Origin of the sequence: Yersinia hibernica, from assembly GCF_004124235.1 — a bacterium.
Lineage (GTDB): Bacteria > Pseudomonadota > Gammaproteobacteria > Enterobacterales > Enterobacteriaceae > Yersinia > Yersinia hibernica.
In genome coordinates this window covers 1,008,324-1,022,386 of sequence record NZ_CP032487.1, presented here as the reverse complement: position 1 = coordinate 1,022,386, position 14,063 = coordinate 1,008,324, and the positions used below count along the sequence as shown (strand labels likewise).

The following is a 14,063-nucleotide window of genomic DNA, read 5'->3' as shown; positions in this document are numbered from 1 at the left end:
AGCAAAAAGCCCCGCGTTTTAAGGTTACTCGACGTACCTGAATCTTCTCAGCCCAAAGGGCTGATTAACGCAAACCCAGCTGGAAAATCATGGTTTCTGCCTGGCAAGAGAAAGTGAAATCAATGGTTAAGCGCACGCCACCTTCCGTTTCTTCCAGCTTATGCTCAATAAGACAAGGTTCCGATTCAACCGCGCGTGCTTTTTCAGTCAGCGTTTTCAGCATTGTTTCAGCTTCAGCGCGGTTGCCAAATACACAGCTATAAGATGCGGTGCAGTCGGTATTGTCCATTACTGTGCCAACATCGACACAACAGCATGCCGCTGTTTCTTCAGCATTACAGCGCTTGTTTGTTGATCCAACAGTTGCATCTGACATCTTCAATTCTCCTCAGCGGATATTTCAAAATAGGTGCAAATTGCCTATCTGATAGCGCAAATGACCATTAGCGCAAAAAAATATTTTCTCTAACACCATTTTACTACCGTCAATCATTGGGTACTAGAACTTACTGTTTATAAGCCTATTAAGTGACGGAAATCACAGTAAAATTGTTAGCCAACTCATCAATGATGTATCAGTTGCTACTAAATTGTGAGTTTTTTGTTAACTACGTCTATTTTTTGCAATCAAAATTGACCAAATGCTAAAACATGCTTGCAACACTCGCACAGGTCAGACCTATACTTCAGCCACTGGTCTGCTTTGTCTGACCGATAACGGACCCTACAATCCCGCATTCTCTTGTTACGGTATGTAACATAGTTTAAATAAAACAATGAGGTTTTGGTCATGAACCAGAAAAACCTGTTTACCCGATCAGCTCTGGCAGCTGCAGTAGCACTGGTTTCTTCGAACGTTTCTGCGGCTGGTTTTCAGCTAAATGAATATTCAGCAGCTGCGTTGGGCCGCTCTTTCTCTGGTGAAGGCGCTGTTGCTGACAATGCTTCCGTGGGTAGCCGCAACCCCGCCGCAATGACTTTATTCGACCGCCCCTCTTTCTCTGGCGGTGCGGTGTATGTTGATCCAAATGTTGATATCAGTGGCACATCCCCGGTATCAGGCAGGAGTACCAGTGCCAAAAACATCGCGCCATCAGCGTGGATCCCGAATATCCACTTTATTATGCCGCTGAATGAACAATGGGCAATTGGGGCTTCTGGTACTTCAAACTACGGTTTAGCAACTGAATTTAATGATGACTATATTGCCGGTTCTCTCGGCGGTCAGACTGACCTGAAAACCGCTAACCTGAACTTGGCTGCTGCCTATCGCCTGAATGAAAACTTCAGCTTTGGTTTAGGTTTTAATGCAGTTTATGCCGATGCGAAAATTGTCCGTCATATTGGTGAAGCGGGCCGTGGGGTTATCCCAGCCAGCACTGAAGTGACCCGTATGGAGGGGACAAAATGGGGCTATGGTTGGAATGCGGGCGTTCTGTATGAAGTTGATAAAGAAAACCGTTACAGCTTCACCTATCGCTCTAAAGTGAAAATCGATTTTGATGGTGATTTCAGCAGCCAGTTACCACCACCAAGTGGTACCGGCGGCCGAGTTATTCCAGGGGCATTAACCCTGAACTTGCCGGAAGTGTGGGAAGTGTCTGGCTATAATAAAGTGGCACCACAATGGGCGGTTCACTACAGCATGGCCTATACCAGTTGGAGTCAGTTCAAAGAGCTGAAAGCCACCGGAACCAACGGCCAAACACTGTTTGAGAAGCAAGAAGGTTTCCGCGATGCTTACCGTATCGCGCTAGGTACCACTTATTATTACGATGATAACTGGACGTTCCGTACTGGTATTGCCTTTGATGACAGCCCAGTTCCCGCCGATAACCGCACTATCTCGATTCCAGACCAAGACCGCTTCTGGATAAGTGCCGGTACGACCTACGCTTTCAACAAAGATGCCTCAGTTGACGTCGGGATTTCCTATATGCACGGTCAGAATGTACATATCTCGGAAAAAACCCCTGCGGCATTGCGCGGGACAACCTATCAGTTTGACTCGAAAGGTACGGCAATGCTGTATGGCGTGAACTTCAACTACGCCTTCTGATAGCTATGCTTAACAGCATCATTGATATCAATGATGCCCATAAAAAAGCGCCGTGAGGCGCTTTTTTATTTACCGAGACCAACAATCTATCAGTTAGCTGAATCGATACTTTCTAATTCATCCTGAATAGCCTGAGCATTAGAATTAACTTCCGGTTTCAACTGGCCGCCGCTCGCCAGGAAATCATAGCGTTGGAAGTATGCTTCGCGCACCATCAGATACGGATCGGATGAATTACGCAGCAAACCATCAGAATCCAATAGCTGCGCACGTGTTTCTACCCCTTCCAACACCCATTTCCCTGCTGACATCCAGAAAGTCAGGTAACTCAGCACCGGATAGACATAATCCGCAGCATCGCCCCCGTCTTCACGAATGGTGAAGCTACCATAGCCCGGTAATACCACATAAGGACCATAACCGACATTGTAATGACCCAACGTGCTACCAAAGCGGTGCGGAACTTCTTTCGCCAGTTTTGGATTAGCCATACCCGCCACATCAATCAAGCCCCCCATCCCCAAAATAGTGTTCAGGAAGAAGCGGTTAAAGTGCTTCATTGCATTGTACGGGTCGCCAACTAGGAAACTGTTGACCATGCTGGCGGGCTCTTCAAGGTTACCCAGGAAGTTACTCATCCCATTACGCGCAGGTTGTGGCACGTAATCACGCCAAACAACAGCCACCGGGCGCACAATATACGGGTCAAGAACCTCATAGTTAAAATTGAACATTGCCCGGTTAAAACCTTCTAGTGGATCAGAGCGGCCCTGCTCAATGTGATCCGGCGAGCTACTGGCACATCCGACTAACAGTACGGTTGCAAAAGCCAGCCCAATCAGGCGGTAGTTCATATTTTTCTCCATGAAATTCTTTCAACCCCTTATATTTAAGGGATCTGTTTGTTTATCTGAACATTAATTGTCTGGGGCTGCCCTTTCGTACCGAAATCCTGCACACCACTGTCACCAAACCAGTCACCCGATTGCGCATTAGCAGTGCCATCCAATGAAATTCGGGCACGCACATTCACTTGCGGCAAAGAGGAGAGCAAACGCTCCGGCATCATTGCATTACTATCATCCAGAATGACTGATAACGGGAATCGGCTCAAAGGCAGCTGTTTTACAGCAACCGGGATTGGGCTTTTTCCGTCTGTTACCGAAATAATCAGCGCCCCCTGTTGGGGTAATTTCTGTGCGGCCTCAGGTGACAATGAGAGCTCTATTTTCAGTGTAGCTGTTTCCTGCCCTGCCTGTGATTTCGCTTGCGCAATACTGCGTTTTATCACTTCTGTGCGAGAATCACCAGCTGGCAGCAATTTTAGCATAACTTCCCACGCGCCAATGGCTTGTTTAAAATCGCCCTGCTCAAAAGCATTAAAAGCTAATAAACTCATGGCGCGCAAGTTAGTGTGATCCTGCCCGACGATGGTGCGCAGCATCGTGGTAGCTAATTGATTATCCTGTGGATCATTGGAGCGAATCAGCACTTCAACATAACCGAGCCTGACATCATTATTATCGGGCGCAAGTTGGTAAGCTTTAGCGAAAGCCTGTGTTGCCGTGCTGGCATTGTTCAGTGCCATGCCCACTCGGCCCAACATCATCCAATCATTGAGATTCCCGCTATCTCGCTGCAATGAGGTGCGCAACCCCAACCCCAAACGCGCGATTTCCTCCATCGTCAGAGGTTCAGCCCGCTCATTGGCTACTCTGCCCCGTAATTCAGGCATTTGTGCCTCAACCTGATGCCACGCCTGCACTTGCGCCAAACCGCCAGTTTTCAGATATAACCCAACGGACACCACGACCAGAATCACCATACCCGGTAATAAAACCCAGCGGTTAATTGGGCTGGCTTGTTCAAATGATTGCGCGGGGATATCTGTCAGCAGGTTTTGTTGCAATTCCTGAATCAATTCCGGCTGCTGCGCCACCACACCTTGGGCTTCGTCTGCAGCCAATTCAGATAATCGGTCTTGATAAATCGCCTTATTCAGCTCATCTCGGGTGGTCAGCGGTGAATTCGTCTCTTGGCGCATCGCCGGTATGACCAGCAAGGCACCCGCGACCGCCAGCAAAATAATGACTATCAGCCAAAAAGCCATTAGGGTTGTTTCCTCTTCATCTTTTTATCTTGCGCCGAGAGCGGTGTTGGCGCACGAGCATCTTGCTCAGCCAATAGAGTATGTAGCCGTTGCTGCTCCTGCAGCGAAAATGCCGTATTTTTCTCTCCCCGCCGGCGGGCACGTAGCACCACAATCAACGCCCCAATCAAGACAAACAGTGCTGGCCCCACCCATAAAATCAACGTAGCGGCGGTGACCGGCGGCTCATATGTCACGAAATTGCCGTATCGGGCTACCATATAGTCAATAATTTGCTGTTTGGAATCACCCTGCTGTTGCAGTTCATACACCTTGCCCCGCATATCAGCAGCAATGGTGGCATTGGAGTCAGCAATGCTGTTGTTCTGACATTTAGGGCAGCGCAGTTGCTCGGTGAGCTCACGATACTGCTGTTCCTGCGCCACCGAACTAAAGGTATAAGTATCAATGGCAGCAAAAACATTGGTCGCCAAAATACTCCAGCTGAATATCAGGCCGAGTGCCAGATGAAATAATCTCATGCGCCCCCCTGATACTTTTTATACAGTGGTAAAATTTCCTGCTGCCAAACACGGTCATTAAGGTCGCCCGCATAGCGATAGCGAATAATGCCTTGGCCATCTATCAAGAAAGTTTCTGGCGCGCCATAAACCCCCAGATCCAGCCCCAACATGCCGTCACCATCATACAAACTGAGGGCATAAGGGTTTCCCAGCGAATTGAGCCACTGTACCGCTTTGCTGCGATCGTCTTTATAGTTCAGCCCCACCACCCGGATACCCTGTGCCGCCAATTTATTCAGATATTCATGCTCAGCACGGCACGTCGGACACCAAGTCGCCCATACATTGAGCAACATTGGTTTCCCATTATGCAATACCGCTTGATCAAAAACTTTCCCGGGTTGCTCAAGAGATTCCAACTTAAATGCCGGCACCGGTTTACCCACCAGCGCCGATTCCAGCATGGTGGGGTCATCACCATTGGCATTGCGGGTCAATTGGACGAGAAAAGCGACGACTAGCAGTAAAAACAGCACCAACGGAATAAACATCAGCTTATTGAGTTTCATTATTTAGCCTCCGTTGCCGCGTCGCGCTTTAACTTTTTACTCATCCGATAACGGGGGTCGAACATACAGAAGATACCGCCGATGGCCATAAACACCCCGCCATACCAAATCCAGCGGACAAATGGCTTGTAATACAAGCGCACCGCCCACGAACCGTCATCCAGTTCTTCCCCCAAGGCGGCGTACAGATCACGGGTTACCCCGCCATCAATGGCCGCCTCAGTCATCATCGAGCGCGCCACCGCGTAATAACGTTTCTCGGCATGTAGCGTGGCTTCTGGCTTACCATTGCGGGTGACATCAATAATGCCGACACCGCCGGTATAGTTTGGCCCTTTAATATCGTGAACATCACGGAAGACAAAGTGATAATCGTGGATATCTATGCTATCACCGGCTTTCATGCGCACATCGCGCTCAACACTGTAATTCTGGCTAAATGCAATGCCAATCACCGTTACCGCCACCCCAAGATGGCCCAACACCATGCCCCAATGGCTGCGGGAAAGGTGGCTTAAGCCGCGCCAGAAGCCATGGCGATGAGTCGCGCGCTCGTGCAACTCCATCAAGGTGAGGATAATCACCCAGATGGCCATTATCAGCCCGACCACCGTCATGCCGGCGAGAGTATCTTGCAGCAACCACGGCAGCCATATCGATGTCAATAAAGTGACCACCAGCGCCACAGCCAAGCGTTTGTACAATTTACTCGGCTCATCCCGCCGCCAGCGAACTAAGGGCCCAATCCCCATTAACAGTGCCATCGGCGCCATCAACCAAGTGAACATAGTATTAAAGAAAGGTTCGCCGATTGAGATGCTGCCCAGCCCTAACTGTTTGTGTACCAATGGCAGCAATGTGCCCAGCAACACCACCAGCATGGCGGCAATCAGCAACACATTATTGCCGAGCAGGAAAGTCTCGCGCGAGAAAACTTCATGCTGAGTGCGGCTCTTCACCTGCGCGCCTTTAACGGCGTACAACAATAAGGAACCGCCGATGACAATCACCAGATAAGCCAGAATAAACATGCCGCGCGCCGGATCAGAGGCGAAAGAGTGCACCGAAACCAATACCCCGGAGCGCACCAAGAATGTCCCCATCAGACACAGAGAAAATGCGGTAATAGCCAGCAATACCGTCCAAGCTTTGAATGTCCCGCGTTTTTCGGTGACGGCCAATGAATGAATCAGTGCCGTGCCCGCCAGCCAAGGCATAAAGGAAGCATTTTCTACCGGATCCCAAAACCACCAACCGCCCCAACCAAGCTCATAATAAGCCCAGACTGAGCCGAGCACGATGCCCATGGTCAGAAACACCCATGCCGCCTGAGTCCACGGGCGTGACCAGCGCGCCCAGGCACTGTCGAGTCGCCCGGCCATTAACGAGGCAATGGCAAACGCAAATGCGACCGAAAAGCCGACATAGCCCATGTAGAGTAAAGGCGGGTGGAAAATCAACCCGACATCCTGCAACAACGGGTTCAAATCGTTGCCATCAATGGGGAAGTCCGGCAAGGTGCGGTTGAACGGATTCGAGGTCAGAATAATAAATAGCAAGAAGCCCGCCGTTATCATCCCCAGCACCGACAGCACTCGGGCCACCGCATCATCCGGCATAGAGCGGCTAAACAGCGCAACCGCCAGTGACCAGCCACTGAGCAGCAGCACCCACAACAGCAGTGACCCTTCGTGCGCCCCCCAAGTAGCAGCAATCCGATAATAGACCGGTAAATGTGAATTCGAGTTTGCCGCCACATAGGAGACAGTGAAATCATTTACCACAAATGCATATGCAAGGCAGATAAATGAAAGGGTAATGGTGGCGAACATTCCATAGGTCAATGGCCTACCAGTTGCCATCATGCGAGCATCCTGACGCGCGGCCCCCCACTGCGGGTACCAACTCAGCAGCAGTGAGATAGCCAGCGCCAGACATAATAAGAAATTGCCAATTTCAGGCATCATGAGCCAGTGCCCTCGCCGTGGGTGCTGCGGTAAGCCTCCGCTGGGCGGGTGTGATTCTCTTTCATCGCTTCTTGCACTTCCGGCGGGGTATATTTTTCATCATGTTTTGCCAAGACTTCTTTGGCATTGATGGTGTTATCCTCAGCAAATACTCCTTGCGCCACCACGCCCTGCCCTTCGCGGAACAAATCGGGCAGAATGCCAGTGTAAGTCACGGTAACCGCACCACGCGCATCGAAAACCTTGAAACTCATTGCCAGCGTTTTATCATCGCGTTTCACCGATCCCGGCATCACCATGCCGCCAATGCGCAGGCGCTGGCCGATTTCTGGCTTCTCATGGCGCTCGCCTTTACCCTGTAAAATTTCACTTGGGGTATAAAACAAATCAATATTAGAACGCAGCGCATACAGCACCAGAGTGGTGGTCAAACCGATACCAATGAGAACCACAATCGCTAAAGAGAGCCGGCTTTTTCTACGAGGGTTCACGACTGTTTCTCCTGCGAACGGGGAACATTTTTGACTTGATCACGTTGGGACTGATTTACCTGGCGAATGCGTTGCTCTCTCGCCTCACGGCGCTGAATATCTGCTAATAATTGATGATATTGCCAGCGGGTATGCCCCCACAGGCCCAACAGGGATAATAGGGCTGCGGCCACTGCCAGCCAGACATAAAAACCATAACCGCCCATGGCAAAAAATGCCGCCCAAGAGTTAAAGGCCGGATTCATACACGAGGCTCCTTTCGCAATAAAGCGGCAGCCCAAGGGCGCTGACGCTCTTGCTGTAAAATCACATTACGCAGGCGCATTAATGTCAGAGTGATAAAGAAAAACAGATAGCCAAAAATAGCCCAGCGCAGCGGAGAGCGCATACTCGGATCAATGCTTTGCTGCATGTTGGTCGAACCTTGATGCAAGGTATTCCACCACACGACGGAGAAATGAATGATGGGGATATTCACCACGCCAACCAGCACCAGAATACCGGCGGCTCGCCCTGCCAGTTTGCGGTCTTCAAAGGCGTTATACAGCGCTATCACACCCAAATACAGGAACAGCAACACCAGCTCGGAGGTCAGCCGCGCATCCCAAACCCACCACGTTCCCCACATGGGTTTCCCCCAGGCCGAACCGGTAACCAAGGCAATAAAGGTAAACACCGCGCCCACCGGGGCCATCGCCGCCACGAGGTTATCGGACATTTTCATTTGCCAGACCAAACCAACAAACGCCGCGATGGCCATCGACAGATAAATTCCCATCGACCAAATCGCTGCTGGCACATGTAAATACATGATACGAAAGCTATTACCTTGTTGGTAATCCGCTGGGGCAACCCCCAATCCCCACCCCCAGCCCACAATCAGGCAGATAACTGTCGCCATGCTCAGCCATGGAATAAACCGGCCACACAACTGATAAAGCCGTTCGGGTTTAGCGAATTGATGAAACCATTTCCACATTTTTCATTGCTCACGTTAAAATTGGCCGAGCATCGCCCCATTGGCAACACCGGTGCAGGGTAAGGCGCACAATCAGCTCTGACTGCGTTAACTAACGCCTTTAAGCTTCTGAAAATCGGCACTCTTTTCTTTTTTATAAATCGTATTAGCTGATAGCCAGCTTGCCAGCCACCATAAATAGCTAGTGCACACTCACTCTCAATGCAGCAGCGGTAGCAAAAGGGGCCAATGTCGCGCTTCCTGCTAACATCGCCCCCAAAATAGCCAAATAACCATCAATGGGCAGAGCCATCGAAGCGGCATCAATGGCCGCAGTGGCAAAGATCAACACCGGGATATACAGCGGTAGCACCAATAAACTTAACAAAACCCCGCCTTTACGTAAGCCAACCGTCAGCGCCACACCAATCGCCCCGATAAAACTTAAGGTCGGCGTCCCCAAAAGCAGTGTCAGCGCCATCGCGATGGCCGTGTTACTGTCGAGGGAAAGCAATAGAGCCACCAGCGGCGATAAAATAAGTAAAGGTAGCCCGGTAACAACCCAGTGAGCACACACTTTGCCTAACACCGTGAGTGCCAGCGGGCTGGGCAATAACAACAACTGTTCAAGAGAGCCATCGTGGAAATCATCACGAAATAACCGCTCCAGTGATAATAACGATGCCAATAATGCGGCAACCCAAATAATACCCGGCGCAATACGCGCCAATAATTGCGGTTCAGGGCCAACACCCAATGGAAACAAGGTGATGACAATCAGAAAAAACCAGAGCGGGTTCACAATTTCTGCACCTTTTCTGAAGGCAATTTTCAATTCACGGCGCAACACGCTGATAAACATTAACTCTCCTGCGTGTTGGTCAAACGGATTTTACGGACGTGCTGCCCCATCCCATCTAAATCCTGATGGGTGGTCAGTAGCACCAAGCCCCCGGTGGCAGCATGTTCCTCAAACAGAGCCAATAAGCTGCTAACGCCCTGTTTATCAATTGCTGTCAGCGGTTCATCCAAAATCCATAGCGGAGCCTGACTCAGCCATAAGCGGGCCAAAGCCACCCGTCGTTGTTGGCCTGCAGATAACTGTGACACGGGCAAATCTTCGTATCCCACCAGCCCCACCTGAGACAATGCTTGCCAGATAGCGTCACTATTAACCTGTTGAAAAACAGACTGATAAAATGCCAAATTTTCAAAAGGAGTCAGTACAGACTTGATTCCCGGCTGATGACCTAAAAAGAGTAAATCCTGATGATAGCGGGCCCGATCGCGACGAATATTCTCCCCCAGCCAATTCACCTGCCCAACGTCTGCATCGGCAAGCCCCGCCAAAATACGTAATAGACTGGTTTTACCTGCGCCATTAGGCCCCTCGACTTGCACAATCTCCCCCGCAGTCACACAGAAACTCAGCTGTTGGAATAAGCTGCGGTCATCTCGGATGCAGGTCAGATTTTTAGCTTCCAGCATGAGGGATTATCTTCCGCCGTAGGATTGCCAGTTCAGGAAAACCAAATGATAACATAAAGGCTTAATCCTTACGTAGTATGGGCCTAACGCTATTCCTACCCTTATAGAGGTAATATTCGGGTTAAGATCAATATTCTGCAGAAAAAACCGCCAACGCCGCAAATAACTGACTTTTTACGTCCGCTTCATCACGCCAAAATTGGCAAGCAATCATTTACAACTATGCTTATTACTTGGTTATTCGCTTATTTTCTTTACTGACTAGGGATCCCTATGAGGGATAAAAAACAGCCTCAAGATAAAGGCGATTTGACAGTGGAAAGTGACGAGTTACGTGAAGGAAAGGAAATTGCAGTGAATGCCAAAAGACTGCCCTCCAAAGCCGCGGCCATTCATAAGATTATCCGTATGGATGGTGAAAAAGAGCTAGAGCGCGACAGCTTTGCACTATTTAGTTAGTAGCTTTATGCGACTTAACTCATATTGTGATTGGCTCGTTGGAAATCTTCTATTTAGTCTTTAATGGCTCAATACCTTGGCAGCAAAGTGGACAGGGATTCATCCCCCCACAGGAGTAACTGCTCGAATTTGGCTGTTATACGCGGGCGTTTTTTGCTTACCGGTACCCATTATTCACGACTAATTGGTGACAGAGTAACCAAACAGGCAGCTAACTGCTTATTATCTGGGTCAAAATGCGTATAATGCTCCGGCAGCTTACTGCATTAGTGGTAAAACCCGGCGATAAACGGGTCCCCGTAGTTAAACGGATATAACAAGCCCCTCCTAAGGGCTAGTTACTGGTTCGATTCCAGTCGGGGACACCACAACCGATTATCATAGTGTCTCATTCAGATTCAAATCACTTAAAAATCAAATAAAAACAAAGACCATTCAGTTATCCGTCGTCTCACCACATCTCAATCGGGTTCTCCAGAGCTCATTTTGATGATGGTATTTATGATGGTATTATTTGGTTTGGTATTGAGATACCATCAAATAAGAGGCTAAACCTATGTGTCTTACTGTCCTTACTTACTGTTCATTAGCCATATGTCAAGATCAGGCACCGCTATCCGATAAATTTTTTCCTCTTATTCATCATTCGGTTACCAATCATTTTCATAATAAAACCCACCTTCAACTTAGCATCTGGAGCAATCAATAATGGCTAAGGCCCCACTAACTGATTTGAAAGTACGTTCGTCTACCGCTCAAGATAAAGCATACAAACTCACTGACGGTGCGGGTTTATATCTACTTATCCAGCCCAACGGTGCCAGATACTGGCGGATGAATTATCGGTTTGGTGGTCGTCAGGGAACTTTAGCTTTTGGCGTCTATCCCGATGTTTCACTTAGTGAAGCGAGAAAAAGACGTGATGCAGCTAAGACACTTATTGTGGCAGGTGTTGATCCAAAAGAACAAAAAAAAGCAGATAAGCAAATTGCCCAGCCAGGAGATACATTTGAAACAGTAGCGCGTAGATGGCATACAGGAACACTGGGACATGCTGAATGGAAACCCATCACCGCAACAAAAATACTGAGCGCGATGGAGAATCATTTATTCCCCCTAATTGGCTCCCACGGTATCGCAAAGTTACAGACTCGCGATTTAATTGCACCATTACGCGCTGTTGCTGAGAAAGGAAATGCAGTTACCGCTGCACGCTTAGGGCCGACATTAGTTGCCATATTCCGCTATGCCGTACAGGAGGGTTTGATTAGTTATAATCCCGCGCATGACTTAAAAGGTGCGGTTCAACCAAGAAAAACACAACACCGCCCAGCGTTACCATTCAACCGGCTGACTGAGCTATTACAACGTATAGAAAACTATACCAAAGGCCGTGAATTAACTCGTTTGGCAGTGATGCTAACATTGACGGTATTTGTCCGCTCCAGTGAATTACGTTTTGCCCGTTGGTGTGAAATTGATTTTGATAAAGCGCTGTGGATTATTCCAGGAAACAGGGAGGAGCTGCCTGAAGTTCGTTATTCTGGCCGAGGAGCAAAAATGGGCTTACCTCATTTAGTACCGTTATCAAAACAGGCATTAGCCTTATTTCGCCAGCTATATGAGATATCAAAAGACTACGAATTAGTTTTCCCCGGTGATTACAATCCCTATAAGCCGATGAGTGAAAATACTATAAATAAAGCATTAAGAACTATCGGCTATGACACCAAAACTGAAGTATGTGGACATGGTTTCCGAGCAATGGCATGCAGTGCGTTAACTGAGTCACGACTGTGGTCAAAAGATGCCGTAGAGCGGCAGATGAGCCATATGGAGCGCAATGAAGTTCGGGGAGCCTACACTCATTTGGCCGTTCATATGGAAGAGCGATTACTCATGATGCAATGGTGGGCTGATTATTTGGATGCAAACAGAGAGCAAATAATCACGCCTTATGAGTTTGCGGGTGCAGATAGATAATATTCGCTCAACTAATTTGAATATTGTGAGCCTGTACAAAATTGCTATTAGCTGACCCTGTAAATAATTCTGTGTAACTGCCACCATATTAAAGGTGATCGCTCAGGCGGTCACCGAACTCGATAATAAAACGACTCATCGCCAGCCGCCAGTTCTGGATCGGCATACTCCATTTTTTTGAAGCATCCTTGATCGCCAGATAAATAACCTTTCTCACTGAGTCGTCTGTCGGGAACACTTTGCGCTTTTTGATAGCTGCACGGATCACGCTGTTCAGCGATTCGATAGCATTAGTGGTGTAGATGGCTTTGCGGATGTCGGGCGGGTAGCCAAAGAACGTATTGAGATTTCCCCAGTGCGCACGCCAGCTTTTGCTGATTTGCGGGTATTTATCGTCCCAGGTTGCCGCGAAGTTATCCAGCGCCATCAGTGCCGCCGCTTCTGTCGGAGCCTGATACACCGTTTTCAGTCCGCTGGTGACGGCTTTGTAGTCCTTCCACGACACGTATTTCAGGCTGTTGCGCACCATGTGAATGATGCAAAGCTGGATATGCGTCTGTGGATACACGCTGTTTATCGCATCCGGGAAGCCTTTCAGGCCGTCCACACAGGCAATCAGAATATCCTGAAGGCCCCGGTTTTTAAGCTCCGTCAGCACACTGAGCCAGAACTTCGCCCCTTCGTTTTCAGCCAGCCACATGCCCAGAAGTTCTTTCTGACCTTCAGTATTAATGCCGAGAGCGAGGAACACCGCTTTGTTTATCACGCTACCACTTTGACGAACTTTCACCACGATACAGTCAAGATAAACAATGGGATACAGCGCATCCAGAGGCCGACTTTGCCATTCAGCAACCTGTTCTTTAACCGCATCGGTGACTTTAGATATCAGCGTGGGTGACACGTCCGCATCGTACATTTCCTTGAATGTGGCGACGATTTCACGGGTTGTCATGCCTTTGGCGTACAGGGACAAAATCTGGCTGTCCATCTGCGTGATACGCGTCTGATTTTTCTTGATAAGCTGTGGCTCGAAGGTATTTTCACGGTCACGAGGCGTGCTCAGTTCAATCTCGCCATCGTCGCACAGCAGCGTTTTGGATGAATAGCCGTTGCGGGTATTTGAACCGGTTTTTGGGGCATTTTTCTCGTGTCCGAGGTGTTCAGTCAGCTCTGCATTGAGCGCTGTTTCGACGGTAAGCTTCGTCAGCATACGGGAAAACGCATTGAGATCGGCCTCGGTTTTGAGGCCTTTAGCCAGTTCTGCAGCGAGAGCTTTAAGTTTCTTCTCGTCCATAATTTGCCTGTCTCCGTTGTTGGAGTGAACATATCAAAAACAGGCAATTACACAATTTTAATTACAGTCTCTATTAGCTCACAAAATAAATGTTGCGCCGTCTGATTTAAAACCCAACATCAGATTCATTATTATTTTAACCATGCAATTTATCTCGATGAACAGAAAGTGATGATGTA

General features: G+C 48.8%; 14 protein-coding genes, 1 tRNA gene and 1 pseudogene. 4 read left to right on the top strand and 12 right to left on the bottom strand.

Translation table 11 applies throughout. The features are described 5' to 3' along the window. Nucleotides 1–64: 64 nt before the first annotated feature. A complete protein-coding gene (locus tag D5F51_RS04870; protein WP_025378986.1) occupies nt 65–376 on the bottom strand; it encodes a YfcZ/YiiS family protein in 312 nt (103 codons plus the stop codon). A 414-nt stretch (nt 377–790) separates the two neighbouring features. Between D5F51_RS04870 and fadL the strand changes: the two genes are divergently transcribed. Further along, the gene (gene fadL / locus D5F51_RS04865) at nt 791–2,059 is read left to right on the top strand and encodes a long-chain fatty acid transporter FadL (protein ID WP_162301687.1); all 1,269 of its coding nucleotides are present in this window, start codon (nt 791–793) and stop codon (nt 2,057–2,059) included. Between the two features lie 89 nt (nt 2,060–2,148). Here the strand turns inward: fadL and mlaA are convergent, their stop codons facing one another. From mlaA to ccmA, 10 genes are all read right to left on the bottom strand, one after another. Then, nucleotides 2,149–2,913, bottom strand: a complete 765-nt coding sequence (gene mlaA / locus D5F51_RS04860; RefSeq protein WP_025378988.1) for a phospholipid-binding lipoprotein MlaA — start codon at nt 2,911–2,913, stop codon at nt 2,149–2,151. A 35-nt stretch (nt 2,914–2,948) separates the two neighbouring features. Then, complete coding sequence (ccmI, locus tag D5F51_RS04855; RefSeq protein ID WP_129195761.1) at nt 2,949–4,169, bottom strand: c-type cytochrome biogenesis protein CcmI; 1,221 nt, start codon at nt 4,167–4,169, stop codon at nt 2,949–2,951. After that, nucleotides 4,169–4,690 carry a cytochrome c-type biogenesis protein gene (locus tag D5F51_RS04850; protein WP_129195760.1) on the bottom strand — a complete coding sequence of 174 codons (522 nt, stop codon included), beginning with the start codon at nt 4,688–4,690 and terminating at the stop codon, nt 4,169–4,171. Before D5F51_RS04850 ends, ccmI begins: the two co-directional genes overlap by 1 nt. Continuing rightward, nucleotides 4,687–5,241 carry a DsbE family thiol:disulfide interchange protein gene (locus D5F51_RS04845; RefSeq protein WP_129195759.1) on the bottom strand — a complete coding sequence of 185 codons (555 nt, stop codon included), beginning with the start codon at nt 5,239–5,241 and terminating at the stop codon, nt 4,687–4,689. Before D5F51_RS04845 ends, D5F51_RS04850 begins: the two co-directional genes overlap by 4 nt. Further along, the gene (locus D5F51_RS04840) at nt 5,241–7,208 is read right to left on the bottom strand and encodes a heme lyase CcmF/NrfE family subunit (RefSeq protein WP_129195758.1); all 1,968 of its coding nucleotides are present in this window, start codon (nt 7,206–7,208) and stop codon (nt 5,241–5,243) included. Before D5F51_RS04840 ends, D5F51_RS04845 begins: the two co-directional genes overlap by 1 nt. Then, nucleotides 7,205–7,699, bottom strand: a complete 495-nt coding sequence (gene ccmE / locus D5F51_RS04835; RefSeq protein ID WP_025378992.1) for a cytochrome c maturation protein CcmE — start codon at nt 7,697–7,699, stop codon at nt 7,205–7,207. The genes D5F51_RS04840 and ccmE overlap by 4 nt, the downstream gene beginning before the upstream one ends. Then, entirely contained in the window at nt 7,696–7,944 is a 249-nt protein-coding gene (gene ccmD / locus D5F51_RS04830; RefSeq protein WP_129195757.1) for a heme exporter protein CcmD, read from the bottom strand. Before ccmD ends, ccmE begins: the two co-directional genes overlap by 4 nt. Further along, on the bottom strand, nt 7,941–8,678 hold the full coding sequence (locus tag D5F51_RS04825) for a heme ABC transporter permease (RefSeq protein ID WP_129195756.1): 738 nt from the start codon (nt 8,676–8,678) through the stop codon (nt 7,941–7,943). The genes ccmD and D5F51_RS04825 overlap by 4 nt, the downstream gene beginning before the upstream one ends. A gap of 181 nt (nt 8,679–8,859) precedes the next feature. After that, nucleotides 8,860–9,519 (bottom strand): heme exporter protein CcmB, encoded by a 660-nt coding sequence (gene ccmB / locus D5F51_RS04820; protein WP_025378995.1) that lies wholly within the window; start codon nt 9,517–9,519, stop codon nt 8,860–8,862. Continuing rightward, nucleotides 9,519–10,145, bottom strand: coding sequence for a cytochrome c biogenesis heme-transporting ATPase CcmA (gene ccmA / locus D5F51_RS04815; RefSeq protein WP_025378996.1), 627 nt, complete (start codon nt 10,143–10,145; stop codon nt 9,519–9,521). The genes ccmB and ccmA overlap by 1 nt, the downstream gene beginning before the upstream one ends. Nucleotides 10,146–10,418: 273 nt before the next feature. Between ccmA and D5F51_RS04810 the strand changes: the two are divergent. The 3 genes and pseudogenes from D5F51_RS04810 to D5F51_RS04800 all read left to right on the top strand — a co-directional run. Then, a pseudogene (locus tag D5F51_RS04810) lies at nt 10,419–10,595 on the top strand (formate/nitrite transporter family protein); the annotation flags it as partial. A 302-nt stretch (nt 10,596–10,897) separates the two neighbouring features. Further along, nucleotides 10,898–10,972, top strand: a tRNA-Arg gene (locus tag D5F51_RS04805). A 340-nt stretch (nt 10,973–11,312) separates the two neighbouring features. Further along, nucleotides 11,313–12,587 (top strand): tyrosine-type recombinase/integrase, encoded by a 1,275-nt coding sequence (locus D5F51_RS04800; RefSeq protein WP_129195754.1) that lies wholly within the window; start codon nt 11,313–11,315, stop codon nt 12,585–12,587. Nucleotides 12,588–12,675: 88 nt separating this feature from the next. Here the strand turns inward: D5F51_RS04800 and D5F51_RS04795 are convergent, their stop codons facing one another. Continuing rightward, entirely contained in the window at nt 12,676–13,884 is a 1,209-nt protein-coding gene (locus D5F51_RS04795) for an IS256 family transposase (protein ID WP_129195537.1), read from the bottom strand. Nucleotides 13,885–14,063: the final 179 nt, after the last annotated feature.

Coding starts and splice junctions, on each gene's coding strand:
- D5F51_RS04870 (WP_025378986.1), bottom strand. CDS start 376: ATGTCAGATGCAACTGTTGGATCAACAAACAAGCGCTGTAATGCTGAA.
- fadL (WP_162301687.1), top strand. CDS start 791: ATGAACCAGAAAAACCTGTTTACCCGATCAGCTCTGGCAGCTGCAGTA.
- mlaA (WP_025378988.1), bottom strand. CDS start 2,913: ATGAACTACCGCCTGATTGGGCTGGCTTTTGCAACCGTACTGTTAGTC.
- ccmI (WP_129195761.1), bottom strand. CDS start 4,169: ATGGCTTTTTGGCTGATAGTCATTATTTTGCTGGCGGTCGCGGGTGCC.
- D5F51_RS04850 (WP_129195760.1), bottom strand. CDS start 4,690: ATGAGATTATTTCATCTGGCACTCGGCCTGATATTCAGCTGGAGTATT.
- D5F51_RS04845 (WP_129195759.1), bottom strand. CDS start 5,241: ATGAAACTCAATAAGCTGATGTTTATTCCGTTGGTGCTGTTTTTACTG.
- D5F51_RS04840 (WP_129195758.1), bottom strand. CDS start 7,208: ATGATGCCTGAAATTGGCAATTTCTTATTATGTCTGGCGCTGGCTATC.
- ccmD (WP_129195757.1), bottom strand. CDS start 7,944: ATGAATCCGGCCTTTAACTCTTGGGCGGCATTTTTTGCCATGGGCGGT.
- D5F51_RS04825 (WP_129195756.1), bottom strand. CDS start 8,678: ATGTGGAAATGGTTTCATCAATTCGCTAAACCCGAACGGCTTTATCAG.
- ccmB (WP_025378995.1), bottom strand. CDS start 9,519: ATGTTTATCAGCGTGTTGCGCCGTGAATTGAAAATTGCCTTCAGAAAA.
- ccmA (WP_025378996.1), bottom strand. CDS start 10,145: ATGCTGGAAGCTAAAAATCTGACCTGCATCCGAGATGACCGCAGCTTA.
- D5F51_RS04800 (WP_129195754.1), top strand. CDS start 11,313: ATGGCTAAGGCCCCACTAACTGATTTGAAAGTACGTTCGTCTACCGCT.
- D5F51_RS04795 (WP_129195537.1), bottom strand. CDS start 13,884: ATGGACGAGAAGAAACTTAAAGCTCTCGCTGCAGAACTGGCTAAAGGC.